Origin of the sequence: Stenotrophomonas sp. CASM114 (genome assembly GCF_049384325.1) — a bacterium.
GTDB classification, from domain to species: Bacteria; Pseudomonadota; Gammaproteobacteria; order Xanthomonadales; family Xanthomonadaceae; genus Stenotrophomonas; species Stenotrophomonas muris.
Genome location: NZ_JBMRGJ010000001.1, coordinates 124,518 through 151,243, shown reverse-complemented (window position 1 = coordinate 151,243; position 26,726 = coordinate 124,518). Strand labels below are relative to the sequence as shown.

Genomic DNA, 26,726 nt, shown 5'->3' with positions numbered 1-26,726 from the left:
ACAGGTGTCCCACGCATGGCCCGTCCCCTGCTCCGCTCCACCGCCCTTGTTGTCCTCGTTTCCGGCCTCGCGGTTGCGCCGCTGGCCCTGGCCCATCCCAGCCTGGTGCGCTCGACGCCGGCCGCCGACGCGACCGTGGCGCCGGCCAGCCAGATCGAGCTGCAGTTCAGCGAGAAGGTGATGCCGCGTGCCACCCGCATCGAACTGAGCATGGACCATGGCCGCATGAAGATGGCCATGCCCACCACTGCGCAGGAGCTCTCCGAAGATGGCCACACCCTGCGGGCACGCTTCGCCAAGCCCTTGCCGGCAGGCAGCTACGCACTGCAGTGGCGCGCGGTGGGCCAGGACAGCCACCCGATCACCGGCAGCTACCGCTTCACCGTGAAGTAAGGCTGCCGTCGTGGCCGAGCTCTCGCCGTATGCGCTGCGGCTGGAACTGTACCTGGTGCTGATGCTGCTGTTCGGGCGGATGCTGTTCGTCCGTCCGGGGCTGCCGCGCGGCGTCTCGCTGGCGCTCGCCCTGATCGCGTTGGCCGTGGTGGCCACCGATGCCATCACCCGCTTGACCGGTGTGCTCGGCATCGCGCCGGCCGACATCGACCCTGCAACGGCGCACTGGTTCCTCACCGGTACGCCGGTGGGTAAAGCCGGCCTGCTGCGTACCGTGGCGGTGCTGGCGATGCTGCCCCTGCTGGCATTCGCCACGCCGCTGCAGGGCCTGCGCCGCGTGGCCCTGCTCGCTTTGTCTGCCACGGCGTTGGCCAGCCTGTCCTGGAACGGCCACGCCGCTGCGGGCGATGGGTTCGGCGGCACCTTGCGGCTGCTGGCCGGCATCGTGCACCTGCTGGCCGCCGGTGCCTGGGTCGGCGCGATCGCCGCCATCCTGCAGTTGGCGCTGCGTCCACAGGGCCTGCGCCTGCGCGAGCGCACCTACGAGTTGTGGCGGGCCGCGCACAGCTTCGCCCTGCCGGGCACGGTCATCGTCGCCCTGCTGGCAATGACCGGCACCTATACCTATGTCGATCTCGGCGGTTCCGTGCAGACCCTGACCGGTACCGCGCATGGGCGCTGGCTGCTGCTCAAGCTGGCCCTGGTGGTCGGCATGCTGGGGTTGGCGGCGCTGCATCGCTGGCGATTGGTGCCGGCCTTGGCCACCTCCATCCGCGACGGCTGGCAACCGCGGCCGCTGCGTTCCCTGCGCCACAGCCTGGCCTGCGAGTCGGTGCTGGCCGTGCTGGTGCTGGCCTGCGTGGCGGTGCTTGGTACGCTGGACCCGTTGGCGTGAGCCTGCGCAGCCAGCCCACGTGCAAGCTGCGATGATGGGCGCATCATGAAACTGCTGATCGTCGAAGACGAACCCAAGACCGGCAACTACCTGCGCCAGGGCCTGATCGAGGCCGGCTACGTGGTCGATCTCGCCTGCAACGGCGTGGACGGGCTGCACCTGGCCGGCAGCGGCGAGTACCAACTGGTCATTCTCGATGTGATGCTGCCCGGCATGGACGGATGGAACGTGCTGTCGCGGCTGCGCGCCGCCGGATGGCAGGTGCCGGTGCTGTTCCTGACTGCGCGCAGCAGCATCGCCGACCGCGTGCAGGGCCTGGAACTGGGCGCCGATGACTACCTGGCCAAGCCGTTCGCCTTCGCCGAGCTGCTGGCGCGGGTACGCACCCTGCTGCGTCGCGGCCAGGCACAGCCGCAGGCCGAGCGCATCATCATCGCCGACCTGGTGGTGGATACCCTGCGCCGCCGGGTCGAACGCGGCGGCCAGCGCATCGCCCTCAGCCAGAAGGAATACACCCTGCTGGAGCTGCTGGCGCGTCGCCAGGGCGAAGTGCTGCCACGCTCGCTGATCGCCTCGCAGGTGTGGGACATGAACTTCGACAGCGACACCAATGTGATCGACGTGGCGATCCGCCGCCTGCGCGCGAAGATCGACGATGACTTCGATGCCAAGCTGATCGTCACCGTGCGCGGCATGGGCTATGTGCTGGAGGCGCCGGACGACGGTGCCGTGCACAGCGGATGAGCCTGCGTCGTTCCATCGCGGTACGGCTGACACTGCTGTTCGCCATCGTGGCCACGCTGGTGCTGGCCGCATTGGGCGTGGCGATCTATGTCAGCGCCCGCCATGATCTTGTTGCCCAGGACTTCATCGAACTGGAAAACAAGGTCGCGTTGATCCGCGACCTCGCTGACAATGGGCCTGCCGCCGCGCGCGGACCGCGGTTGGCAGAGGCGCTCGGCCATCATCCGGATATCGCCTTCCACATTGTTGATGGGAGCGGAACCGTACTGTTCTCCACTGCGCCGGCACTGCTGCGCGAGCATGCACGCAGCCAGCCCATCGACACCGCGCCACGGCGGCACGACTGGATCCTCACCGATGGTCGCTGCATGCATGCCCTGCACCTGCGCCAGACGCTGGCCGACGGCAGCCAGCTGGTGACCCTGCTGGCCATTGATGACAACCGTCACGCCGACTTCCTGGAGCGCTTCCGCCACCTGCTGGCAATCGCCATCATCGGCGCCGCGGTGGCCAGCAGCCTGCTCGGCGGCTACGTGGTGCGGCGCACGCTGCGGCCGCTGCGCACGCTGGCCGATGAGGCCAGGCAGATCACCGCCGGTCGGCTGCAGCGCCGCCTGAGCGCGCGCAGTGCACCGACCGAACTGGAGCAGCTGGCGCAGACCCTCAACGGCATGCTGGCACGCCTGCAGCAGGACTTCGCGCGGCTGACCGAATTCTCCGGTGATCTCGCCCACGAGCTGCGCACGCCCATCACCAATATGCTCACCCAGGTGCAGGTGGTGCTGGCGCACCCGCGCAGCAACGAGGCCTACCGCGAGACGCTGGCGTCGTGTGCCGAGGAACTGCAGCAGCTGGCACAGACCGTGGGCGACCTGCTGTACCTGGCGCAGGCCGAAGCACCGGGCGCGCTGCCTTCGCGCGAGCCGGTGGCGCTGCATGGGGTGGTGGATTCACTGTTGGAGTTCTACGAGCTGTTGGCCGAGGACCGGCAGTTGACCCTGCATCGCGAAGGCGTGGCGAGCGTGGAAGGCAACCGCCTGATGCTGCACCGGGCGATCGCCAACCTGCTGTCGAACGCGTTGAAGCACGCCACTGCCAGCAGCGAGGTGCGGGTACGGCTGGCCGAGGCCGATGGCGTGTGCAGGGTCAGCGTGCACAACGTCGGCACGCCGATTTCCGCCGAAGCGCTGCCGCGCCTGTTCGATCGTTTCTACCGCGGCGAGCGTGGCCGCCACGAAGGTGCGGGGCTGGGGCTGGCGATCACCCGCGCGATTGCACAGGCGCATGGCGGCAGCGTGAGTGTTGCGTCCGATGACACCGGCACCGTGTTCGAGCTGGTGCTGCCGGGCGCCGCCGCCCGGTAGTGCCGGCCGCTGGCCGGCCCCCCCGGGGTACATCAAGCGCATTGCGGTTGCCGGCCAGCGGCCAGCACTACCCCCTGCGGTCGGACAGCTTCGCGTGCTGCTTCGGTAGTGCCGGCCGCTGGCCGGCAACCGCGGCCTGCTCGAACACCCCGGCCACCCAGTCGATGAACACCCGCAAGCGTGGCGACGGCGTGCGGTTGCGCGGGTAGACCAGGCTCAACGGGCTTGCCGTCGGCGGCGTCTCAGGCAACAGCTCGACCAGCTGCCCGCGCGCGATATACGGGTCCATCCGGTAGCGCGGTGCCTGGATGATGCCCAGGCCCGCCAACGCGGCCCCAAGGAATGCATCCGCGCCGGAAACACGCACCCGCGCCTGCAGCGGCACGTAGCGCACCTGTCCCGCCTGCTGGAACTCCAGGGGGATCAGCTGGCCGGTGGCGCTGGAGCGGTAGCCGATCATCTGATGGCCTTGCTCCAGCGATTCAATGGTATCGGGCAGGCCGTGCGCCTGCACATAACCCGGCGCGGCCACCGTGACCTCGCGCAGCATCGTCAACCGGCGCGCCGCCAGATCGCTGTCGGCCAGCGTCCCCACCCGCAGCGCCGCATCCACGCCTTCGCGCAGCAGGTCGACATAGCGGTCGCCTTCACTGACGTCCAGCTCGATCTCCGGGTAGCGCTGCAGGAATTCCGGCAGGTGCGGAAACAGCAGGTGCCGGCCCAGCGTGCCATGTACTTCAATGCGCAGCGGCCCGCGTGGCGGGGCATCACGGAACGCGGCCTCGGCGTCGTCCATGTCGGCGATCAGGCGCAGGCAACGGCCATAGAAGGCCTCGCCTTCCAGCGTCGGCACCACCAGCCGCGTGGTCCGGTGCAGCAGGCGCACGCCCAGCCGCTGTTCCAGCGCCTTGATCGCGTCGGTCACCGTGGCCCGCGGCAGGCCCAGGTCCTCGGAGGCCCGGGTGAAGCTGCGGCGCTCGACGATACGGACGAAGGCGCGCATGGCCGTGAAACGATCCATTGTTCGGCTCTCCGGATGATGTTGACGGATTATGCAGGATTATTCGAAAGGACAATCTCGCGAAGATGGCCCTGCGCCACTTCGGCGCGCCCCAGTGGAAGCCACCATGACCCTCTCCCCCGCCCGCTCTGTCGCCCTGGTCACCGGCGGCTCCCGTGGCATCGGCGCCGCCATCTCCCGCCGCCTGGCCGCTGAAGGCCACGCGGTCGCGATCAACTATGCGGGCCGCCGCGACGACGCCGATGCATTGGCGGCCGAACTCAGCGCCGCCGGCGCGCAGGCCATCGCGCTGCAGGCCGATGTGTCCGATCCGCAGGCGGTGCGCCAGCTCTTCGACGCCATCGAAGCCCGTTTCGGCGGCATCGACGTGGTGGTCAACAGCGCCGGAGTGCTGCAGCTGGCACCACTGGCCGATACCGACGACGCCCTGTTCGAGCGGGTGATCGGCATCAACCTCAGGGGCGCCTTCAACGTGCTGCGCGAAAGCGCGCGACGGGTGCGCGACGGTGGCCGCCTGATCACCCTGTCCACCAGCGTGGTCGGCATCCGGCTGGAGAACTACAGCGTGTATGCGGCCAGCAAGGCGGCGGTGGAGACGATGGGCGCAATCCTCAGCAAGGAGCTGCGCGGACGCAATATCACCGTGAACGCCGTGGCGCCGGGCCCGACCGCCACCGATCTGTTCCTGGATGGAAAATCGCCCGAGCTGATCGAGCGGTTGGCGAAGATGAACCCCCTGGAGCGGCTGGGTACGCCGGAGGACATCGCCGGCGCGGTGGGGTTCCTGGCAGGTGCCGATGGCGGATGGATCAACGGCCAGGTGCTGCGCGCCAACGGCGGAATGGTGTAGGCCGCGGCCATCGCACACCGGTAGTCGCCCACCTTGGTGGGCGCTTCGCCGTCTGCCAACCAAGGTTGGCCTCTACCGGGCGGAGAGCCGGATATCGCCGTCAGCCCGTGCGGGCCTCGCGGCGGTGATGCACCCAGTAGTACAGCGTGGGCAGTACCAGCAGGGTCAGCAGCATCGCCGACAGCAGGCCACCGATCACCACCACCGCCAGCGGCTTCTGGGTCTCGGCGCCAATGGCATGCGAGGTCGCCATCGGCAGCAGGCCGAACATCGCCAGCAGTGCGGTCATCAGCACCGTGCGCAGGCGTTGCAGCGAGCCCTGCACCACCGACTGCAGCAGGTCCATGCCCTGCTCGCGCAGCTGCGCGAAGCGACTGAGCATGACCACCCCGTTCAAGACCGCCTGCCCGAACAATGCAATGAAACCGATTGCCGCCGACACCGACAGCGGAATGCCGGTCAGCCACAGGGCCAGGATGCCGCCGATCATCGCCAGTGGCACGTTGGCCAGGATCAGCGCGGCGCTGCTGATGTCCTTGAAGGCATCGAACAGCAGCACGAAGATGATCAGCACCGACAGCGGAATCACCCAGCCCAGCCGCTTCATCGCACGCTGCTGGTTCTCGAACTCGCCGGACCACTCCAGCCGATAGCCTTCCGGCAGCTGTACGCTGGCATCCACGCGCTTGCGCATGTCAGCCACCACGCTGCCCATGTCGCGGCCGGCGATGAAGATGCTCACCGCCTTCACCCGCTGTGCGTTCTCGCGCGAGATGTTGATCGCGCCGCTGGCCATGCGGAAGTCGGCCACCTCGGACAACGTCACCGTGTGGCCATCGCCGATGCCGACCGGCACCGTGCGCAGCCGTTGCAGGTCGCGGTCGGCATCGTCCAAGCGCAGCGTGATCGGGAACCTGCGGTCACCCTCCCACAACTCGCCGACCTGGCGCCCGCCCAGTGCGGTCTCGATCACTTCGTCGACGTCGCGTACGTTCAGGCCATAGCGCGCGGCGCGGTCGCGGTCGATCTCGATCTGCAGCTGCGGCAATGACCCGTCGCGGTCGATGAAGGCGCTCTCCACGCCCTCCACGCCGCGTACCTGGCCGAGGATCGCCTGCGCCTGCTGGTTCAATACGTCCAGATCCGAGCCGCTGACCTTGATCACCACCTGGCCCTTGATCTGCGAGATGCTCTCCAGGATGTTGTCGCGCACCGGCTGCGAAATCGAGAACTCGGGGCCCGGAATGCGCTGCTCCAGCGTGCGCTGCAGATCGCTCACCAGCTGTCGCTTGTCCACGCCTTTCGGCCATTCCTTCTCCGGCTTCAACGCCACCAGCGCCTCGATCTGGTTGGCGCCCTTGGCATCGGAGCCGTCTTCCGGGCGTCCCAGCTTGGCCACCACCGTCGATACCTGCGGAAAGCTGCCGACCAGCTCACGGATGCGCCGCGACTGCTGCTGCGCTTCGCCTAGGCTGGTGCTCGGGTCGAGCGTGGCCGTCAGCCAGATCGATCCTTCGTCCAGCTCGGGCAGGAACTCCGAACCCAGCCGCGTGCCCAATGCCAGCGTGCCGACCAGCAGCGCAACCGCGGTCAGCACTACCGCACGCGGGCGGGCCAGTGCGCGCTCCAGGACCGGCCGGTACCAGCCGGTCAGGCGGTCCATCAGCGGATTGCCGTCGCGCATGCGGTCGCGCCGCAGCCACCAGTAGCAGAACAACGGCACCACGGTCAGCGCCAGGATCAGCGCGCCGATCAATGCCGAGGTCACCGAGTACGCCATCGGCGCGAACATGCGGCCTTCCTGGCGCTGCAGGGTGAAGATCGGGATGTGCGCGGCGATGATGATCAGCATCGAGAAGAACGTCGGCCGGCCCACTTCCGACGCTGCCGAAAGAATGGTCGAGAACCGTGTCTTACGATCGGCCGCAGGTGGCAGCTTCGACAATCGCGAGACGATGTGCTCGGTCACGATCACCGCGCCATCGATGATGATGCCGAAGTCCATCGCACCCAACGACAGCAGGTTGGCCGGCACGCCCCACAGATGCAGGCCAAGGAAGGTCGACAGCAGCGCAAGCGGCATCATCGCCGCCACGATCAGCGCGGCACGGGCGTTGTACAGGAACAGCCACAGCACCAGGAACACCAGCACCGCGCCTTCCAGCAGGTTGCTGAAGACGGTTTTCAGCGTGGTCGAGACCAACCACGAGCGGTCGTAGAACGGCTCGATGCTGACCCCGGCCGGCAGCTGGTTCGCTTCGATCTCGGCGATGCGCGCATGCAGGGCGTCGAGCACGTCGGACGGGTTCTCGCCCTTGCGCATCAGCACCATGCCGAACACCGCATCGTCGTTTTCATCCTGGCCGACCAGGCCCTGCCGGGGCAGGCCGGTATCGGCGATGCCGGCCAGGTCGCGCACCAGGATCGGCGTGCCACTGCGCTGCGCGACCACCACGTTGCCGATGTCGGCCGGCGAACGCATCAGTCCCACGCCGCGGATCAGAAACTGCTGCTGGCCACGTTCCACGTAGCCGCCGCCTGCGTTCGAGCTGCCCTTCTCCAGCGCCTCGGCGAACTCAGCCAGGCTGATGCCGCGGTCACGCAGCTTGTCCAGGTCCGGCTTGACCTGGAAAGTACGCGCGAAGCCACCGAAACTGATCACATCGGCTACGCCCGGCACGGTGCGCAGGCTGCGCTCCATCGTCCATTCCTGCACGGTGCGCAGCTGGGTCGGCGTCAGGTGCGGGCCTTTCAGCACGTACCGGTAGATTTCGCCCACCGCCGAGCTCATCGCCTCCAGCTCCGGCGTCACCCCTTCGGGCAGCTCCACGCCCTGCAGGCGTTCCAGCACCTGCTGCCGCGCGAAGTAATCATCGGCCTTGTCATCGAAGGTCAGGATGATCATCGACAGGCCGAACTGCGTATGCGAGAACACCCGCACCGAATGCGGGATGCCGGACAGTGCCACTTCCAGCGGCATCGTCACCTCGCGCTCCACCTCTTCGGCGGCCCGGCCCGGGTGCAGCGATACCACCGTCACCTGGGTGTCGGACACATCCGGAAAGGCTTCCACCGGCAGCACGCGGAACGCGGCAATGCCAGCGCCGATGAACAGCAGCAGCGCCAGCATCACCATCAGCGGCTGGCGCAGGCAATAGGCAATCAGGCGATCGATCATGGCGCGGCATGCCCCGTCCCGGTGCTGGCGGCAGCGGGCGCACTGTCGACCAGCTGCTGCAGCAACAGGCCCCCTTCGACCACCACCCTGGCGCCCTGGGCCAGGCCCTCGCGCACCCACAGGCGGCCATCACCTAGCTCCTCGGCACGCACGGCCCGGCGCGCGAAGCGGCCCTTGGCCTCCTCCACGAACACCACCTGCTTGCCGTCGATCAGCAGTACCGCAGCATCGGGCAGCGAGACACCGCCCTCGGCCGGCACTGCCACCTGCGCACGCACGTACTGGCCCGCCTTGAAACCGCGCGCACGGTTGTCCAGTTCGGCGCGCGCCTGCACCACGCGGCGCTCGCTGTCGACGAAGTCATCCACGTGCTGCAGGGTCGCCTGCTGCGGCTGTCCATCGGCGCCGGGCACGCTCACCTGCATGCCCGCCTTCAGGCGTCCGGCCAGGCTCTCCGGTACATCCAGCAGCAACCACAGGCGGTCCGGATCACCAATCACCGCCAACGGCTGTTCGCTGTCCGGGCTGACCGCCATGCCCGGGCTCATCCGTCGCTCCACCAGCACGCCATCGATCGGCGCGCGCAGCGGCAGGCGCTGGTCGACGCGCTGGCCATTGCCATATGCCTTGGCGAAGGCGGTTGCACGCGCATGATCGGCCTGGCTGCCGGCGAAGTTGGCCTCGGCCTCGTCCAGTTCGCGGCCCGACGCCACACCCGCCGCATGCAGCTCGCGGGTGCGCTCCAGCTCCTTGCGCGCCTGCTGCAGCTCGGCGCGGCCACGCACGCCCTCCGCCTGGGCCTGGCCGAACTCGGGCGAGGTGATCCAGGCAATCACCTGGCCGGCCTTCACCTTCTGCCCCGGTTGTGCCTCGATGCGCGCCACCTGCCCCGCCAGCGGGGTGCGCAGCGCGCTGGAGCGGGTCTCGTCCCAGACCACCCGGCCCGGCAGCTGCAGGCTGGCGCTGGCACCGGCGGTCACCAGCTCGCTGCGCAGTACATCCAGCTGGCGGCTGCCGGCCGGAAACAGGATCTGGCCGGCACTGACCTGCGGCGCATCCTCGGTATACGACGCCGGTTCGCGACCGCAGCCGCCGAGGAGGGCCAGCGCCAGCAGGGCCGGCAGCATGGCATGTCGCGCCCGCGGGCGATGGGCGACGGTGGACTTCATCGGGACTCTCCTTCAGCAACGGATGTGGCCGCTTCCCAGCGCGCCAGGGCAATGGCATGGTCGGCACGCGCATCAATCAGCGCGGCCTCGAACTCGCGCCAGCTGCGGCGCGCGTCGAGCAGATCGGTCAGGCTGGCGGCGCCACGGCGATAGGCCAGTTCGATGCCCTCTACCGCCTTGCGCGCAGCGTCGGCCTGCAGCCCCTCGTAGTCGCTGCGGCGCTGTGCGGCGGACTGCGCGCTGGCCTGCAGCTGGTCCAGTTCAGCGTGTGCTTCGCGCTGCAGCAGCTGCAGTTCCAGCGCGGCGCTGTCCCGGTCGGCCTCGGCACGCTGGATCGCGCCGCGTGCGCGCGACGGGCCGCCCAGCGGAATGGTCAACGACACGCCCCAGGTGACACCGCTGATATCGGTGGGCTCGCGCTCGGCCTCCACACCCAGCTGGATGTCGCGGTGGCGCTCGCTACGTGCCAGGGCCACGCCAGCGTCGGCGGCGGCCAGGCGCGAGCGTGCCGCGCGCAGATCGGCACGCTGCTGCGGGTCGAACGCACCCGTATCCACCCTGCCCGCGGGGTCTGGCCACGGATCATCGGCGCTGAGGTCATGGCTGTCGTCGCGGCCGAGCAGCAGCCCCAGCGCATGCCGTGCATCGCGCAGATCCAGGGCCGCCTCGCGCGCCGCGTCGGCTACGGCGAGATCGTCCACCGCCAGCCGCGCGCGATCCACCGGTGCCATCGCCCCTGTCGCGACCTGCTTGTCCGCCGCCGCCATCTGCTCGGCCGAAGTCTGCCGGTTGGCGTCGGCAATCTGCGCCCGCTCCTGCGCGCCCTTCAGGCCGAAATAGGCTTCATGCAGCGCCACGTGCTGGCGGCGCCGCGCATCGAACATCTCCAGCCCGGCCACTTCCAGCAGCGCGTCGGCCTGGCGGATGCGCAGTGCGCGCTTGCCACCACGTTCCCAGGTCCAGCCCAGGCCCAGCGTGCTGTCCACCCGCTTGTCCTGCCAGCGCCCAGGGCCGATACCATGCTTGGGGCTGATCTTGCTGGTGCCGATCGACAGCTCGGTGGCCGGGCGCAATGCCGCCGTCTGCGCATCGCCCTGCACACCGCGCAGCTCCAGTGCCGCCGCGCGCAGGTCCGGGTTGTGTGCTTCCATTGCGCGCTGCGCTTCCTGCAGGGACAGCGCCGAAGCCGCAGGCGCGCACAGAAGCGTGGCCAGCACGGCCGCAAGACGAGAGGAGAAATTCATGCACGTCACGGTAAGGTGATGCACTTGCGCCAAACTTGCCCCAACCTTGCACGAAGCTTGCAATGCGAATCCTGCTGATCGAAGACGACGCCGCTCTGGCCGATGGACTGATCCGCGCCCTGCAGGGTGCCGGTCATCTGTGCGACCACCTCTCGCGTGGACTGCACGCGCCGGCGGCATTGGCCAGCGCACCGTATGACGTGATGGTGCTGGACCTTTCATTGCCCGACGTCGATGGCCTGGACCTGCTCTCGCGCCTGCGCAACGACGGCGTCACCCTGCCGGTGCTGATCCTGACCGCACGCGATGGTGTGGAGGACCGCATCCTCGGCCTCGACCGCGGTGGCGACGATTACCTGGCCAAGCCGTTCGCACTCGGTGAGCTGGAAGCCCGCCTGCGTGCACTGTCGCGCCGCCGCAGCGATGCACCGGCGCAGAAGCGATTGGGCCGGTTGTGCTTCGACAGCATCCGCAATGAAGTGCAGGTTGAAGGCCAGCGCATCGAGTTGACCGCGCGCGAGCTGTCGCTGGTCGAGGCACTGATGCAGCATCCCGGTCGCACCGTCACCAAGCAGCGCTTGTTCGATGCGCTGTACAGCTGGGACCACGAGGCCAACCTGTCGGTGATCGAGGTGCATGTCAGCCGCCTGCGCCGCAAACTGGAACAGGCGCGCGCCGGCGTCGGCATCCGCATGCTGCGTGGGCTTGGATACCGGCTGGAGGCCGTGGGTGACTGAGCGCGTTCACAGCCTGCGTGGCCTGCTGCTCAGGCGCCTTTGGCTACCGCTGCTGGTACTGCTGCTGTGCAGCGCAGTGGGTTCATTTGCGCTGGCCCGGTTCTATGCCGGCCAGGTCTACGACCGCTGGCTGCTGGATTCGGCGATGTCGTTGTCCGAGCTGGTGACGGTGCAGGATGGTCGTGCTTCGATCGAGATCACCCCAGCCGTCTCGCGCATGTTCAGCTGGGACACCGCCGACGAAGTGCATGGCGAGGTAGTCGATGCCGAGGGTGGGCGTCTGTATGGCGACCTGCCCGAAGCCCTGCCACGCCCGGCGACGTCCGCCAACAGTGACGACGCGGTCTACTATGATGCGCGGCTGCGTGGTCAGGCCGTGCGCATGGTCGAGGTGGTGGTCAGCGCCGGACCGGGCCATGACATCCGGCTGCGCGTGGCTGAGACGCTTCGCAAACGCCACCGGCTGGAGCGCAAGCTGCTGCTGACCAGCGTTCCCTTCCAGGCCGCGATCCTGGCACTGGCGGCGTGGCTGGCCTGGTCCGGTACAGGCGCTGCCGCTCGCCATGCCAACCTGGTTGCGCGGAAGCTGGCCAGCCCGCGGCCGGATCCGTTGGCACCGTTGGACCCCGCGCAGGAGGCACCGCGCGAACTGTGGCCGGCGGTGGAGGCCTACAACGCGCTGCTGCAGCGTCTGGACGCGATGCAGGATGCGCAGCGGCGCTTTGTCAGCAATGCCGCGCACCAGCTGCGCACGCCCTTGGCGGCGATGCAGGTGGAACTGGAGAGTTCATTGCGCCAGCACGACCCGCAGGCCCAGCAGCTGGCGCTGTCCGGCACGCTGGCCGGGCTGGCCCGCTTGCAGCATCTGGTCAACCAGCTGCTGATGCTCAGCCGCTCGGAAGATCCGCATGGCAGTGCACTGCCACTGCAACCGGTGGACCTGGCTGCGTTGGCACGCGGGGTGGTGGAGCGCTACGCCGACCGTGCGTTGGCGGCGGGCGTTGACCTGGGCTACGAGGGGCCAGACGACGGCGTGCAGGTGCAGGGCGATCCGCAGCTGCTGCGCGAAGCGTTGGGCAACCTGCTGGACAACGCGCTGCGCTACGGTGCCGTGCCCGGTGTGATCACCCTGGGACTACAGCGGGATGCCGAGGGCGTGCAGGTGTGGGTGGACGATGACGGTACAGGTATCGCCGAAGCCGAGCGCGCGCGCGTCACGGAACGGTTCTACCGGGCCAGCAGCGAGGGAGATGGCTGCGGGCTGGGGCTGGCGATCGTGGCCGAGATCGCGCAGCGGCATGGCGCGATATTGATGATCGAAACGGCGCCGCTCGGTGGCGCGCGCGTGGGGTTGCGTTTCCGTTCGCGAAAGCACCCCGACCCACGGATTCCGGTAGACGCCCACCTTGGTGGGCGCCGTTGATGTCCCGCGTGCCAACCAAGGTTGGCACCTACCAAAAGCACCGCGACCCACGCATTCCGGTAGACGCCCACCTTGGTGGGCGCCGTTGATGTCCCGCGTGCCAACCAAGGTTGGCACCTACCAAAAGCGCCGCGACCCACGCGTTCCGGTAGACGCCCACCTTGGTGGGCGCCGTTGACGTCCTGCGTGCCAACCAAGGTTGGCACCTACCAAAAGCACCGCGACCCACGCGTTCCGGTAGAGGCCCACCTTGGTGGGCGCCGTTGACGTCCTGCGTGCCAACCAAGGTTGGCACCTACCAAAAGCACCGCGACCCACGGATTCCGGTAGACGCCCACCTTGGTGGGCGCCGTTGATCTTCCGCGTGCCAACCACGGTTAGCGCCTACCAGGTGCGGGGCAATGACGGCGGCAATGCGGTGCCGCCCGGCATCACCGGCTCATCGAGTACGGCGCCTGCGCGCCCTGCCCCGGCCAGTCCTTGTTCGGCTCGGCCTGCATGCTGAAGCGCAGTTCGCCGCCAGCCAGGATCTCGTCATGGCGCAGGAAGGTGCGCTGCAGCGGCTTGCCGTTGAGGCTCACGCTGCCCACATAGGTGTGCCTGTCATCCAGGCCATCGGCCACGATGGTGAACGTCTTGCCGTTGGGCAGGCGCATCGCGGTCTTCGGCAGGAACGGGCGGCCGAGGATGTACTCGCCCGAGCCCGGTGCCACCGGGTAGAAGCCCAGCGCGGTGAACACATACCACGCCGACATCTGGCCGACGTCATCGTTGCCGGCCAGGCCATCCGGACGGTCGGCGTACTGGGTGTCCATGATCTGCTTCAGGCGCGCCTGGGTGCGCCACGGCTGGCCAGCGTACGAGTACAGGTAGGCCACATGGTGGCTGGGTTCGTTGCCATGTGCATACCAGCCGATCAGCCCGGTGATGTCTTCCATGTGCTCGAAGATGGACGGATCCACCTTGGCGTTGAACACCTCGTCCAGGCGCGCGAGCAGCTTGTCGCTGCCACCGTGGGCTGCCGCCAGGCCGGCAACGTCCTGCGGCACGTACCACGAGTACTGCCAGGCGTTGCCCTCGGTGTAGTCGGTGCCGTAGCCGCTGGCGCTGGGGTCGAACGGCGTACGGAAGCTGCCATCGCGCTTGCGCGCGCGCATGAAGCCGGTGTCCTTGTCGAACGCGTTGCGCCAGTTACCCGCGCGTTTGTCGAAGGTGGCCGCGATATCGGCCTTGCCCATCGCCTGCGCCATGCGTGCGATGGTCCAGTCATCAAAGGCGTACTCCAGCGTCTTGCTGGCCGCTTCGCCTTCCTCGTCGATCGGCACATAGCCCAGCTCACGGTACTGCGCGATACCGTCATACGGGCCGTAGTTGGCGGTCTCGACCATCGCCTTCAATGCCTTGTCGGCGTCGAAGCCACGAATGCCCTTCACGTAGGCATCGGCGATCACCGGCACGGCGTGGTAGCCGATCATGCACCAGTCTTCCAGGCCATGGAACGACCACACCGGCAGCATGCCGTACGGACTGTGCTCATGGTGGGCCAGCATCGAATTGACGAAGTCGCTGTTGCGCTTCTCAGGCTGCACCAGCGTCAGCAACGGGTGCAGCGCGCGGTAGGTGTCCCACAGCGAGAACGTCGAATAGTGCGTGAAGCCGTCGGCCTTGTGCACCGCGTTGTCCGAACCGCGGTACTGGCCATCGGCGTCCATGAACAGCGTCGGCCCCAGCATCGTGTGGTACAGCGCGGTATAGGCACTGCGCCGCGCATGCTCGGGGGCATCGATATCGAGTACCGACAGCGCCTGCGTCCAGTCCTGCTTCGCCTGTGCACGCACGCGATCGAAATCGAAGTTGGCCACTTCCGCGTCGAGGTTGGCAATGGCGCCGGCCTCGCTGACCGGCGAGATGGCTACCTTCACCACCAGCGGTGCGTCCAGCTTGCCGAAGTTGAAGGTGCCGACCAGCTGCCGGCCTTCGATCTGTGCGCGCTGCGCCGGATCCTTCTCGCCCGGCGGCGGGAAGCCCTTGTAGACGATGTCCTGCTCGGTGTTGTGCAGCTCATGGCCGGCCAGCGGGCGCGAGAAGCGCATCGCGAAATACAGCTGGCGGCCCGGCGCCCAGCCGCGCGTCTCGCGGAAGCCGGTCACCGTGCCGTCGGCGCGCACCCGCACCCGCGACCACAACACCTTGCCCGGGTAGTCGTACATGCTGGTGCGCATGTCCAGCAGCACCTTGGCGTCGGTGCCCTTGGGGAACGCATAGCGATGCACGCCCACGCGGCTACTGGTGGTCAGCTCGGCACGCACCTTGTAATCGTCCAACGTGACCGCGTAGTAGCCCGGCTCCGCTTTCTCGTCATCATGGCGGAAGCGGGAGGCATAGCCGCTGCGCGGCTTCTCGGGATCGCCACGCTCCAGGCCGGGACTGCCGGTGAACGGCATCAGCAGGATGTCGCCCAGGTCCGAATGCCCGGTGCCGGAAAAATGCGTGTGCGAGAAACCGACGATGCTGCTGTCGTCGTAACGGTAGCCCGCTGCCCAGCCATAGGCCTTTTCCCGCGGCTGGATACGCGTATCCGGGCTGAGCTGGACCATGCCGAACGGCACCGTCGCCCCCGGGTAGGTATGGCCTTCCCCGCCGGTACCGATGAACGGGTCGACCGAGCCATAGGCGCGTTCGGCGGCGGATGTCGACGGAGCCGCCAGCACCGCCCCGGAGGCAAGCATGGCGGTCGCGGCGAAAGCGATCAGGAGACGACGGTCCAGCGTGGGCATCGGCATTTGGATCGATTCAGGTGGTGGTCAGATCCTAGCACCCGCGTTCTGGCACCGCATGTTGCGGTGCGGCTGAACGGTTCCAATCACACAGCCTATGGCGAATGAAGACTGCAATTAATTGCATGGATCGATCCATCCCCCTTCACCACACTGTCCCCGTGCCCAAAACGGCGCGGCAAAGCGAGTGACGACATTTCCTGCCGTTGTGTGATCTCTCGCGCAGTTTGCGTCGGGCGGGCCGGAAAAGGGCACGGGTATCACCTGGGCTTCACAACATCTCGGCGTCTCATTAACGCTGACGAGTGAACGCGGTCCCCTTTCCTGAGGTTCTGATTCCAACAGGAGTACGTCATGAAGATCGCTGTTCGCCGTTCCCTTGCGCTGGCCATTGCCGCCGGCCTTGCCGTTGCCGGTCCCAGCCAGGCCGGCACCCTCAACCCGGGTGAAAGCGCAACAGTCAATGCCGGAGACCCCATTGAAGGCTGGTCTGCCCACGGCGCCACACTGACGTTCAACACCGGCAGCGCCGCCACATCCGTAGGCATCAGCGACGGATCCACGCTTGCCATGACGGGGGCAGCAGCCACCGCCACCGATCCGTTTGCCGCCGTCCAGATTGCCTCCTCCAGCGCAACGATCGCCAGCACCCGGATACAGAACAGCCGCGCCGCGGGATTGGCGGTAACCAATGGCATCTCTGGTGGCGCTGCAGGCACTGCAACTGTCACTGACTCGAGCATCATCGGCCAAGGAATCGGAGGCTATGTTCAAGGTGGCGTACTGACCCTGAGCAACACGACGATTGATGGAACCGGCATCGGAGCCGGCCTCCTACCGTCCGAAATCTCGTCCGGTCTGGCAGTCTTCTCGAACTCAAGCGTCAACATCACCAACGGATCTTCCGTCATGGGGGATGAGAACGGCATCGTTGTGAAGGACATCGGAGGAACTCCCACCAGTCCAATCAGTGACAACGTACTCACCATCGACAAGTCGCGCGTCTCCGGCCGAAACGGCTCAGGCATTGTTGTCAGTGGTGCAGGGATCATCGCCCCAACCACTGTCAACGTTCTAAACGGCAGCACTGTAAGCGGCGGCAATGGCGTGATTGCTGAAGCCGTCGATGGCGGTACGCTGAATCTGAACGTCGGCGCGTCACAACTGCAGGGTACGCTTCGTGCCGATGCAACCTCGCAGCTGCACGCCAAGCTTTCCAATGGCGCGGTACTGACCGGCGTCATGACCAACGTCACCAGCGCCACGCTGGACTCGGCCAGCTGGAACATGACCGGCAATTCCACGATCGGTGCGCTAAGCCTCGGTAACGGCACCATCTCCCTCGGCGACGGCTCCGCCTTCCACACTCTCAACGTGGCCGGCAACTTCAGCGGCGCCGATGGCACGATCATCTTCAACACCGTACTGGCCGGCGACGACGCCGCCACCGACAAGCTGATCATCGGCGGTGACACCAGCGGCAGCGCCAACGTGCGCGTCAACAATGTCGGCGGCGCGGGGGCGCAGACCGACAAGGGCATCGAGCTGATCTCCGTCGGCGGCGCTTCCAACGGGCAGTTCAACCTGGCCGGGCGTGCGGTGGGTGGCCAGTACGAGTACTTCCTGCACAAAGGCACCGGCGCCGACGGCAACTGGTACCTGCGCTCGCAGCTGCCGACCCAGCCGGACCCGTGCGTGGTCAATCCGAGCCTGCCCGAGTGCAATCCGGTCGATCCGGAGCCGGTGCTGCGCCCCGAGCCCGGCGCCTACCTGGCCAACCTGCAGGCCGCGCAGACGATGTTCCGGCTGGGTTACCACGATCGCCATGCCGGCCAGAATGCCGGCCGCGCCTGGGCGCGCGTGGATGGCTCGCGCAACGGCTTCGATGCCATCAGCCGCCAGCTCGACATCCGTGGCAACAGCCAGGCACTGACCGTCGGTGCCGATCTGTGGCGTCACGATTCGGGCAGCAGCGTGGGCGTGATGCTGTCCAGCGGCAACGCCAGCAGCACCTCCACCAACGCGCTGACCGGCTACTACGCCCGCGGCAAGGTGAAGGGCGAAGCGCTGGGCATCTACGCCACCTGGCGCGGCGGCAACGGTGCCGACCCGTATGCAGGCTTCTATGTGGACGGCTCGGTGCAGCGCGCGCAGTTCCGCAACCGCGTGCAAGGCATCGGCCTGGACGCGGAACGCTACGACAGCCGTGCCTGGCAGGGTGCGGTGGAAACCGGCTACGCGTTCCGTGTGGGCGGTGCCAGCAACGGCGGCATCTACCTGGAGCCGCAGCTGCAGGTGGGCTACAGCCGCTGGGACAGCAACCGCCACACCGAGGCCAACGGCACGGTGGTGAGCACCGAGAATGCCAATGGCGTGTTCGGGCGTGCAGGCCTGCGCCTGTCCGGCGTGACCCGCTGGGGCAATGGCGCGGCGGAGGTGCAGCCGTACCTGGCCGCCAACTGGCTGCACACCCGCGCCGAATCGCAGATCCGCATGGATGACGAGATCGCCGATGCGCGCGTGCCGCGCAGCCGTGGCGAGTTCAGTGGCGGCGCGTCGGTGAAGTTCAGCAACGGCATCGGCGCCTGGGGCGGGCTGTCGCTGCAGAAGGCCAGTGGCTATCACCAGACCAGTGCGCAGGTGGGTGTCAGTTACAGCTGGTAATCGGTCGCCTTCAGCCCGCGATCGATTCGATTGCGGGTTGATATCAAGGCGGGAGGTGTGGCTGCCGGACTGGGGTTCGCGGCCACGGCGTGAAGGGCGCGACAGGGGTTGTCGCGTCAGACACTTGTTTGCCGGGATCTGCAGCGGTGAGTGACGTGACCTTTCGATTCTGCCCGTTTGGCAGAAAGCATCAATGAGCATTCCACGTCGTGACCCGTACAAGATGGCGCCGCAGCGGACATCCCGCTGCCGGGATTGGAACCCCGTTTTGAGCTACGAGATTTGCTTGCCGTAACTACGGCGGGCGGTGTGCGGCGGCCGCATGGCCCTCCGGCTTTTCTCGTAGCTCAGCCGAAGTTCCAACCTCGCACCGCCCGCCACCCTTGCGGTGGCCCTCGCTTCCCAAGGAGTTCCCGCATGACCCAACGTCCACTCAGTCCGGCCATGGAGTCGCTCTTCCAGCGCATCGAACACGCCCTCAACAGCGCCGAAGGCATGGCCATCCTCATCGGCGAACAGTACGGCCCCGAGCCGAAGCCGCCCGCACCGATGGGCTACAACGCCAAAGAGATCGCCAACGCGATGGTCATGCTGAGCCAGCATGGGCGGTGCCTGTTGCAGAAGCTGCGTGCGGAAGCGGAGAAGGTGACCTATCACTAGACCGCGATGCAGCCGAGCCTGCTCGACGCCGTGCGCACCGCACGCAGCGATCGCTGCCCTCAATCTGGCAATGCGCCCTGCAAGGTGGCGAGGTCGGCGCTGTCGACCGGCCTCACCACGCGCGCCACTTCCTGGCCGTCATGCAGCAGCACCACGGTGGGCCACAGTTTTACCTTGAACGCACGCCCCAGCGGCTTTCCCTTGCCATCCACGATCTTCCAATGCACAAGATCGTGGGCGTCCACAAACGCCTGGAGTGCGGGCTGCGCAGCCTGGCAATGGCCACACCAGGGTGCACCGAACTCCAGCAGCTGCCAGCCCGCCTGAGCTTCCACGTCCGCGCCCGCAGGCTCCGCCGCCGGGTAGTCACGCATGAACGGCATGCCGGTTACGCCGCCAGCGCTTTCTGGATATCCGCCAGCGGGGCGTTGGTCAGGTCCTTGGCGATATCGCCCAGCAGGCGCGCCTGGACCTCCTTGTGCAGCAGCGGGCGGATACGGCCCAGCGTGGTCGGGTCTGCCACCAGCACCAGGTGTGCATAGCGGTTGTTGAGCGCATCTTCGTTCAACTGCTCCGCTACCTGCTTGGCAAACGTCGCCTCGTTGAGCTGCGAAATGGACATGTCCTTCGGCACCGCGCCAGCCGGGCCCTGACCGGAGACGCCCTGCTCGCTGATGTCCTGCAGGCGCAGCTCACCTTCCTGCTTCAACGCCAGCTGATGTTCGCTGCCGACGTTGGTGAACACGCGGGCCGAACCGCCATCGGCGACGATGATCAACGTGCCTTCGGGAATGCGACGGGTCATGCAATGCTCCTTCTCGATTGCGTTCAGCGCTACCGTAGACAGCGTCGCGTGAGCGCCGCGGCCAGAGTTCGTTCAACACTTGTCATTGCATGGCGCGCGGATGAACAGGCGCGATGGAACACAGCGTGCAGATCAGTCCGCTTCGCTGCATGCTCACGCCGATGCCGCTATGATGAACGGATGATCGACACGACCCACTACGTGACGGGCGCACCTGTTACGTGGGAAGCACTGCCGACCGGCGCTTCGCTTGCCACGATGGCTCCCGCCCTGCCGTTCCACCGCCTCGCGCTGGATCCTGGCGGATGACGCCCGCAGGCCCTCGGCCTGCACTCCCCACGCTGCTGTGACCGCCGGCCGCTGATTGCGCGAGCGCTGTGATCCCGTTGCTGCGTTTCCGCCGTTGCGGCGGTGCTTTGCCGTGCGCATGGCGCCGTGCCTGCACACATTCCCCGGCCCCCACCCCACTCACCGATGCCCCTGCGCCACCTGCGCCTGCATCGCCGTTTCCGATTTCCGGGACCTACCTCACCGCTCATTTCCCCTCTTCTGCCTACAAGGGAGCCCCCATGCAGGACACCCCCGATGCACATGCCCATTTCGGCTGGTTCAAACGCCGCCGCCACCTGAAGGTCGATGAGATCACCGTCGTCGACAAGCCCATGCTCAAGCGCGCCGTCGGCGCGGCCGCACTCGGCAATGCCATGGAGTGGTTCGACTTCGGTGTCTACGGCTATCTGGCCGTCACCATCGGCCAGGTGTTCTTCCCCTCCAGCAACCCCACCGCGCAGGTGATCGCTGCGTTCGCCACCTTCACCGTGGCGTTCCTGGTGCGGCCACTGGGCGGCCTGGTATTCGGCCCCCTGGGTGATCGCTACGGCCGCCAGAAAGTGCTGGCGTTCACCATGATCCTGATGGCGCTGGGCACGTTTGCCATCGGCCTGATTCCCGCCTACGAGCGCATCGGCATCTGGGCACCGGTGCTGTTGCTGCTGGCGCGCGTGGTGCAGGGCTTCTCCACCGGCGGCGAATACGGGGGCGCGGCCACCTTCATCGCCGAGTATTCCACCGACCGCAACCGCGGCCTGATGGGCAGCTGGCTGGAGTTCGGCACGCTGGGCGGCTACATCGCCGGCGCCGGCACCGTCACCGCGCTGCACATGCTGCTGAGCAGCGAGCAGATGCTGGACTGGGGCTGGCGCATTCCGTTCCTGGTGGCCGGCCCGCTGGGCCTGCTCGGCCTGTACATGCGCATGAAGCTGGAGGAAACCCCGGCGTTCCGCGCCTTCGCCGAGGAAGCCGAGAAGCGTGAGCACGAGCGGCCGGGGCTGGGCGCGCTGTTCCAGGTGCATGGCCGCCAGCTGCTGGTGTGCATGGGTCTGGTGCTGGTGTTCAACGTGACCGATTACATGCTGCTGACCTACATGCCCAGCTACCTCAGCGTCACGATGGGCTATGCCGAGAGCAAGGGCCTGCTGCTGATCATCATCGTGATGCTGGTGATGATGCCGCTGAACATCGTCGGCGGGTTGTTCAGTGACCGGCTGGGCCGGCGCCCGATGATCATCGGTGCGTGCATCGCGCTGCTGGTGCTGGCCATTCCGTGCCTGCTGCTGGTCGGTAGCGGCAACGACGGGCTGATCTTCCTCGGCCTGATGCTGCTGGGGCTGGCGCTGGTGTGCTTCACCAGCTCGATGCCGTCCACGCTGCCGGCGCTGTTCTACACCCCGGTGCGCTACAGCGCGCTGTCGATCGCCTTCAATGTGTCGGTGTCGCTGTTCGGTGGCACCACGCCGCTGGTGACCGCGTGGCTGGTGGAGCGTACCGACGACCCGCTGGTGCCGGCCTATTACCTGATGGGCGCGGCGGTGATCGGCCTGGTAACCATGCTGTTCGTGAAGGAAACCGCCGGCCTGCCGCTGCGCGGTTCACCGCCAGCGGTTGGCAGCGACAAGGAAGCAGCCGCGCTGTTGAAGAGCGATGTGCCGGTGACGGTGGACCCGACCTTGCCGCCGCTGCCGGACGTTGCCGAGCCCGAGCAGGCGAAGCCGGCGTTGTAGAGCCGAGCCCGCGCTCGGCTGACTTCCAGGGGATCAGCCGAGCATGGGTTCGACTCCGCACCCCGTGCGGCATCAATCACCCGGGGTGTCCAATTCCATCGCGCGCATCACGATGGGCTTGGCCCAGCCCGGCGTGTGCAACAGGTCGGCCACTGCGACCGGGTAATGCAGCTGGCCTGCAGCCATGGCCAATACCGGCAGCGGCACCACGCAGCCGTCGGCATCGGCCGGCGCGCTGTTGTCGTAGACATGCAGCTCGGCCAGGTGCGGCAGCAGCTCCAGCAGGTTCGCGCGCGCCGAATCGAAACGCGCGTGGATCTTCTCCACCGGAATATCGTGGCCACCGGCGGCCACCCGCGCGGCCACACGGGCGACGTGCAGCCCGACATCGGCCAGCCCACAGAACCAGATCGCCACCTGGTGCCGCTCGCAGGCCTCACGCAGCAGACGCGGAATGGTGTTGCCACCGAGCGTGGTCTCGAAGGCGAAGTCGGTGCCATCGGCCATGGCCTGGCGCAGGCGGCGGGTGCCTTCCTGCCAGGCCTCGGCATTGGCGTCCGGCAGCGGCCAGCCGGCGTCGACCAGGCGGCGGGTGAACGAGTCCGGGTTGAACCAGCTCAGCCCTTCGGCGTCCAGCCAGGTGCCCAGCAGCGAACTCTTGCCGGCGCCATTGACACCGGCCAACGCCAGGATGCGTCCCATCGATCAGAGCGGACGGCCAAGGGTGACCTTGCGGCCGCGCCGGATCGGCTGGCCCAGCACCTTGCCCAGCCCTTCCCCGCGCTGCAGCCCGGCCAGGGTCTGGTCGAACTCGCTGCGCAGGCGCTGCAGCTCCTCGCTGCGCTCACCGGCATCACCGCCAGCGGCCTTGGCCAGCAGTTCCTGGTAGGTGCGGATGTCCACGATCACCGCTTCCGGGTGGTTGTGGTTGGTGATGACCAGCGCCTGCTTTTCGCGCACGGTGCGCATCAGGCTCGGCCAGCCCCGGGTCTTCACCGACGAGGCCGGGGCCTTTTCAAGGCCAGGCAGATCCAGCGGCAGGGTCATGGCACGGCTCCAGGCGGGGGGGATGAGCGACACTATACCCAATTTGGCCAAATTGGGGATAAATCCCCTTTTACCGCAGGGGCGCGGTGTCCGGAGCGTCGGTCTGCAGCAGGCTGTCGCGTTCGCGCAGCGGGAAGCGGATCCACGCATCCAGCCCCTGTGGGCCAAAGTGCAGCTCGCCGCTGCCAGCCAGCTCGTAGGGCACGCGCTGCTCGATCAGCGCCCGGCCCAGGCCGCGCTGGCGTGGCATTTCCCAGCCCTCCACGTCGGCATGGCGCTCGCACCAGTGCAGGCCCAGCCACGGTTCGGCGTCCTGCACCTGCAGATGCCAGGACACCTCGATCCGCCCCGCCTCGCGCGCGGCCGCGCCGTAGCGCAGCGCATTGCTCGCCAGCTCATGGATGGCCAACGACAGCACCTCGGCCGCTTTCGGTGGCAGCAGCACGTCCTCACCGTGCAGTTCGCACAGGCCCGTGCCCGGCATCTGCGCCGACACTTCCTCTTCGATCATCCCGCGCAGGCAGACCCCGGCATTGCCGCCGCGGGTCAGCAGGCTCTGCGTGCGCGCCAGCGACATCAAACGCCCGCACAGCCGCTCGGCGTACTCGTCCACGCTGGCCACGGTGCTGCGCGTCCGCCAGGCAAGGGCATGGATGGTGGACATGATGTTGCGGACCCGGTGCTGCAGTTCGGCCAGCAGCACCGCCTGGCGCTCGGTGGCGCGCTTGAGGTCGTCGATATCCACCGCGATGGCGAACACCCCGGTCACCTCGCCGTCTGCATCGCGCAGCGGCGCAGCGGCGACGCGTGTCCAGCGGGCGCGCCCGTCGTCATGGATGAACTGGAACTCCAGGCCGGGGACCACCGTCTCCCCCCGCAGGGCGCGGGCGATGGCGAAATCATGGGGCTCGATGCGCGAGCCGTCGGGGTGCCATCCCTGCCAGCGGTAGTGGTTGGGACGATCAGTGGACGGCACCTTGCCGGTGGGCAGATAGGTCCGCATCCGGTCGTTGGACAGTTGCAGTCGGCCTTCGGCATCGACAATGCAGACGCCCACCGGCAGCACCTTGAATGCCAGCGCCAGGCGCCGGTCGCTCTCACGGCGCTTCTGCTCCTCGCGCTCGCGGGCCGCCTGCGCGACATGCGCGGCCGTCGTTTCGAACATGGTGACAAGCACACCGTTGATGCGCCCTTCCTCACCGCGGATGGGGCTGTAGGTGATGGTGAACCAGACATCCTCCAGCCGCCCCCGCCGCGCCAGCGGATAGAGCTTGTCCTCGTAGGTGATGGTCTCGCCCTGCCACACCCGCTGGTAGATCGGGCCGTTGATGTGCCAGACCTCAGGCCAGCACTCGCGGGTGGGCTGGCCAAGCCCGCCCGGATGCTTGTCGGCGAGGATCTCGGCATAGCCATCGTTGTAGAGCTGCACCAGCTGCTCGCCCCACAGCACGATCATCGGGAAGCCGTGGGCCAGCATCAGGTCGACAGTGGCGCGCAGGTGCGGCGGCCATCGCTCGATCGCACCCAGTGGCGTGCGTGACCAGTCGTGGCGGGCAATACGGGCGGCCATGCCGTCATGGCGCGCATGCGCCTGCAGCGACGGCGGCATGCCCGCCGGGCGCTCAACGGCCGGGAGACCTTCGATGCGGTGTGACATGCCGCGCAATCAGGCGATGTCCGCAGCAGCCTGCGGGCCTGCCACCAGCCGTGCCAGCTGCTGCACCAGTGCCTCGATGTGATAGGGCTTGGTACAGCGGGGCGCGCCAGCGAAGCGGCTGGGCAGATTGTCATCGTAGCCGGAGGTCAACATGAACGGCGTGCCGGCGTCCGCCAAGCGGTCGGCCAAGGGGTAGACCAGTTCACCCCCCAGGTTGATGTCCAGCAGGGCGACATCGATGGGGTTCTCATCGACCAGACGCCCCAGCGCCTGCAGGTCACCGGCCGGTCCCACCACCTGCGCCCCCTTCAGTTCCAGATAGTCCACCAGGAACATCGCGATGGCGAATTCATCTTCCGCCACCAGCACCCGCAGCCCTTTCAGGCCCTCTGGCTTGTTGCCCGCTTCCAGCACGACCCGCGCTCCTCGATACACGCGGCGCACCTCTGCCGCAACGCCTGCAGGATGCGCGAAACGGGCTACAAGGGCGCGTGATGATCGATGAAGATCGCCGCCACGGACCGTTCACCCAGGCATTGCAGCGGCGCGTTCAGAACGCACGCTCCCATTTCAGGCTGAGCAGGCTGCGGTCGTGGCTGTACAGCCAGCCGACGTTGCTGTCGATGCGGGCGTAGCGCAGGCCCAGGCTGGGCACCAGCCCGGCCACCGCCAGCCGCTCGCTGCGCACGATGGCGATCAGGTTCTGTTCGTCGTCCTGCCTGCGCGCCTCCAGCAATGGACTCCAGGCGTCGTAGTCGCGGCGGCGCAGCGACACGAACACCGTGGCCGTGGTGCCGCTCCACTGCCGCGCCGCGCCCAGCCGCAAGCCGCGCTGGCGGTAGCCGTTGGCCGGGTCGGCAGCGCTGCTGACGGTGACATCCAGCCCGGCGAAGACCGTCCAGCGCGGACTGAGCGCACGGAACCAGGTGGCATACACCGATGCCAGCTCGCCGTCATAGTTGCTGGCCAGGCCCTGCTGGCGATACCGCTGGCGCTTCCAGTCGGCCTCCAGCTTGAGCAGGCTGCGTGCATCCAGGGCGTACTGCCATTCGCCGTGCACGCCACTGCCGCCCTGCAGCGCATGGTTGCCCAGGCCCTGGACGTCATAGCTGGGGGCAAGCAGCACGGTCTGCCGCGCACTGCGCCAGCTGTAACCTGCCTGCACATTGGCATTGAGCTCGTTGTAGGCACGGTGCCCGCGCCATGCCTGACCGAAGGCGAGACCGCGCAGGTACAGCCCATGATGCCCGTCGAGGACCCAGCGCCGTTCCAGGCTGGCGTCGTAGTCGAGGCCCCCTGCGCGCTGGGCGTCGGGCAGTTTCCGTTCGATGATGCAGGCGTCGCCTACGCCGAACAGGCAGGTGCGGCTGGCCGAGCTGCGGTTGATGTTGTCACTCCATGCGGGGCCGGCGGACAGCGCGCCTTTCCAGCGCTGGCGCGCCTGCAGGGCACCCAGGTAACCGTCCACGCGCGCGCGGACGCCGGCCGTGGCCGGATCATCAGCATTGATGCCTGCAGCGATGGCCGTGAACAGCGCGACCGCATCGCGATCACGCTGGTCTTCCGCATAGACACGTGCCAGCTCGAGTCGGGCCGGCAGGAAATCCGGCTGCGCCGCCAGCAGCGCTTCGTACTCCTTCGCCGCGCGACGATGGTCGCCGGCCACGCGGGCCAACGCCCCCTGCGCGTAATGGCGCAGCAGCGGGTCATGCCCCGGCAGTTCGATGTACTCCTCGAGGAACGCCGCGGCGGCCCGCCATTGCTGATGCTGCAGTGACAGGTAGAGGGCCTGGCCGAGATCGTCGACGCTGCGCTCCACGCGCAGCGTCCTGCCGTCGATGGTGATGGTCGGCCGCTCCGACTCGACCTGTTGCAGGCGCTGCCGGTCCTGCTGCTGGTGGCGCAGTTCGCTGCCCTGTTCAAGCACGCGGCGCAGATCGTCCTGCTGGGCGCGCACATCAGCGGCAGCCAACAGCAGTACGACAAGGAAGGTGGAATGGCGCATGGTCGATCCGTGGTGGTGCATGCAGCGGCCGAA

At 67.6% G+C, this 26,726-nt stretch carries 22 protein-coding genes; 10 read left to right on the top strand and 12 right to left on the bottom strand.

Translation table 11 applies throughout. The features are described 5' to 3' along the window. The first annotated feature begins 15 nt into the window (after window positions 1-15). The 4 genes from copC to VG566_RS00625 are packed head-to-tail and all read left to right on the top strand — an operon-like array spanning window position 16 to window position 3,396. Window positions 16-393 (top strand): copper homeostasis periplasmic binding protein CopC, encoded by a 378-nt coding sequence (gene copC, locus VG566_RS00640; protein WP_069116614.1) that lies wholly within the window; start codon window positions 16-18, stop codon window positions 391-393. A gap of 10 nt (window positions 394-403) precedes the next feature. Beyond that, window positions 404-1,288 carry a copper homeostasis membrane protein CopD gene (copD, locus tag VG566_RS00635; protein WP_241883944.1) on the top strand — a complete coding sequence of 295 codons (885 nt, stop codon included), beginning with the start codon at window positions 404-406 and terminating at the stop codon, window positions 1,286-1,288. Window positions 1,289-1,333: 45 nt separating this feature from the next. Beyond that, window positions 1,334-2,032 carry a heavy metal response regulator transcription factor gene (locus tag VG566_RS00630; protein WP_053495177.1) on the top strand — a complete coding sequence of 233 codons (699 nt, stop codon included), beginning with the start codon at window positions 1,334-1,336 and terminating at the stop codon, window positions 2,030-2,032. Beyond that, window positions 2,029-3,396, top strand: a complete 1,368-nt coding sequence (locus VG566_RS00625) for a heavy metal sensor histidine kinase (RefSeq protein ID WP_241883945.1) — start codon at window positions 2,029-2,031, stop codon at window positions 3,394-3,396. Before VG566_RS00630 ends, VG566_RS00625 begins: the two co-directional genes overlap by 4 nt. Window positions 3,397-3,463: 67 nt before the next feature. Here VG566_RS00625 and VG566_RS00620 read toward each other — a convergent pair whose 3' ends face one another. Next, complete coding sequence (locus tag VG566_RS00620) at window positions 3,464-4,417, bottom strand: LysR family transcriptional regulator (RefSeq protein ID WP_241883946.1); 954 nt, start codon at window positions 4,415-4,417, stop codon at window positions 3,464-3,466. A gap of 106 nt (window positions 4,418-4,523) precedes the next feature. Here VG566_RS00620 and VG566_RS00615 point away from each other — a divergent pair, with 106 nt between their 5' ends. Then, window positions 4,524-5,267: an SDR family oxidoreductase gene (locus VG566_RS00615; protein WP_032962618.1), complete on the top strand. Its 744-nt coding sequence runs from the start codon at window positions 4,524-4,526 to the stop codon at window positions 5,265-5,267. Between the two features lie 100 nt (window positions 5,268-5,367). Here the strand turns inward: VG566_RS00615 and VG566_RS00610 are convergent, their stop codons facing one another. Genes VG566_RS00610 through VG566_RS00600 form a run of 3 tightly spaced genes read right to left on the bottom strand, consistent with a single transcriptional unit; the run spans window position 5,368 to window position 10,858 of the window. Then, a complete protein-coding gene (locus tag VG566_RS00610; RefSeq protein ID WP_241883947.1) occupies window positions 5,368-8,445 on the bottom strand; it encodes a CusA/CzcA family heavy metal efflux RND transporter in 3,078 nt (1,025 codons plus the stop codon). Continuing rightward, window positions 8,442-9,614, bottom strand: coding sequence for an efflux RND transporter periplasmic adaptor subunit (locus VG566_RS00605; protein WP_164110028.1), 1,173 nt, complete (start codon window positions 9,612-9,614; stop codon window positions 8,442-8,444). The genes VG566_RS00610 and VG566_RS00605 overlap by 4 nt, the downstream gene beginning before the upstream one ends. Beyond that, window positions 9,611-10,858, bottom strand: a complete 1,248-nt coding sequence (locus tag VG566_RS00600) for a TolC family protein (protein WP_241883948.1) — start codon at window positions 10,856-10,858, stop codon at window positions 9,611-9,613. Before VG566_RS00600 ends, VG566_RS00605 begins: the two co-directional genes overlap by 4 nt. Window positions 10,859-10,920: 62 nt before the next feature. On the opposite strand from VG566_RS00600, the gene VG566_RS00595 reads away from it, so the two are divergent. Then, entirely contained in the window at window positions 10,921-11,595 is a 675-nt protein-coding gene (locus tag VG566_RS00595) for a response regulator (protein WP_180844443.1), read from the top strand. Continuing rightward, entirely contained in the window at window positions 11,588-13,018 is a 1,431-nt protein-coding gene (locus tag VG566_RS00590; RefSeq protein ID WP_241883949.1) for a sensor histidine kinase, read from the top strand. The genes VG566_RS00595 and VG566_RS00590 overlap by 8 nt, the downstream gene beginning before the upstream one ends. Before the next feature lie 431 nt (window positions 13,019-13,449). Here VG566_RS00590 and VG566_RS00585 read toward each other — a convergent pair whose 3' ends face one another. Beyond that, window positions 13,450-15,801: a GH92 family glycosyl hydrolase gene (locus VG566_RS00585; protein WP_241883950.1), complete on the bottom strand. Its 2,352-nt coding sequence runs from the start codon at window positions 15,799-15,801 to the stop codon at window positions 13,450-13,452. Between the two features lie 903 nt (window positions 15,802-16,704). On the opposite strand from VG566_RS00585, the gene VG566_RS00580 reads away from it, so the two are divergent. Together VG566_RS00580 and VG566_RS00575 are read left to right on the top strand one after the other, a co-directional pair. Beyond that, window positions 16,705-18,459, top strand: a complete 1,755-nt coding sequence (locus tag VG566_RS00580) for an autotransporter outer membrane beta-barrel domain-containing protein (RefSeq protein ID WP_241883951.1) — start codon at window positions 16,705-16,707, stop codon at window positions 18,457-18,459. A gap of 417 nt (window positions 18,460-18,876) precedes the next feature. Further along, the gene (locus tag VG566_RS00575; protein ID WP_032962604.1) at window positions 18,877-19,119 is read left to right on the top strand and encodes a hypothetical protein; all 243 of its coding nucleotides are present in this window, start codon (window positions 18,877-18,879) and stop codon (window positions 19,117-19,119) included. A gap of 59 nt (window positions 19,120-19,178) precedes the next feature. Here VG566_RS00575 and VG566_RS00570 read toward each other — a convergent pair whose 3' ends face one another. Both VG566_RS00570 and VG566_RS00565 read right to left on the bottom strand, forming a co-directional pair. Next, window positions 19,179-19,502 (bottom strand): thioredoxin family protein, encoded by a 324-nt coding sequence (locus VG566_RS00570; RefSeq protein WP_423172643.1) that lies wholly within the window; start codon window positions 19,500-19,502, stop codon window positions 19,179-19,181. 5 nt (window positions 19,503-19,507) lie between these two features. Then, window positions 19,508-19,924 carry a host attachment family protein gene (locus VG566_RS00565; RefSeq protein WP_014037377.1) on the bottom strand — a complete coding sequence of 139 codons (417 nt, stop codon included), beginning with the start codon at window positions 19,922-19,924 and terminating at the stop codon, window positions 19,508-19,510. A 569-nt stretch (window positions 19,925-20,493) separates the two neighbouring features. Here VG566_RS00565 and proP point away from each other — a divergent pair. Continuing rightward, entirely contained in the window at window positions 20,494-21,984 is a 1,491-nt protein-coding gene (gene proP, locus VG566_RS00560) for a glycine betaine/L-proline transporter ProP (protein WP_100450152.1), read from the top strand. Between the two features lie 72 nt (window positions 21,985-22,056). On the opposite strand, the gene VG566_RS00555 is transcribed toward proP, so the two are convergent. The 5 genes from VG566_RS00555 to VG566_RS00535 form a co-directional block, all read right to left on the bottom strand. Then, the gene (locus tag VG566_RS00555) at window positions 22,057-22,686 is read right to left on the bottom strand and encodes a hypothetical protein (protein WP_014647342.1); all 630 of its coding nucleotides are present in this window, start codon (window positions 22,684-22,686) and stop codon (window positions 22,057-22,059) included. Between the two features lie 3 nt (window positions 22,687-22,689). After that, window positions 22,690-23,031 carry a type II toxin-antitoxin system prevent-host-death family antitoxin gene (locus tag VG566_RS00550; protein ID WP_014647343.1) on the bottom strand — a complete coding sequence of 114 codons (342 nt, stop codon included), beginning with the start codon at window positions 23,029-23,031 and terminating at the stop codon, window positions 22,690-22,692. Between the two features lie 70 nt (window positions 23,032-23,101). Further along, on the bottom strand, window positions 23,102-24,688 hold the full coding sequence (locus tag VG566_RS00545) for a PAS domain-containing protein (protein ID WP_241883952.1): 1,587 nt from the start codon (window positions 24,686-24,688) through the stop codon (window positions 23,102-23,104). 9 nt (window positions 24,689-24,697) lie between these two features. Beyond that, window positions 24,698-25,102, bottom strand: coding sequence for a response regulator (locus VG566_RS00540; RefSeq protein ID WP_032962593.1), 405 nt, complete (start codon window positions 25,100-25,102; stop codon window positions 24,698-24,700). 136 nt (window positions 25,103-25,238) lie between these two features. Then, on the bottom strand, window positions 25,239-26,693 hold the full coding sequence (locus VG566_RS00535; protein ID WP_241883953.1) for a porin family protein: 1,455 nt from the start codon (window positions 26,691-26,693) through the stop codon (window positions 25,239-25,241). Between the last annotated feature and the right edge of the window lie 33 nt (window positions 26,694-26,726).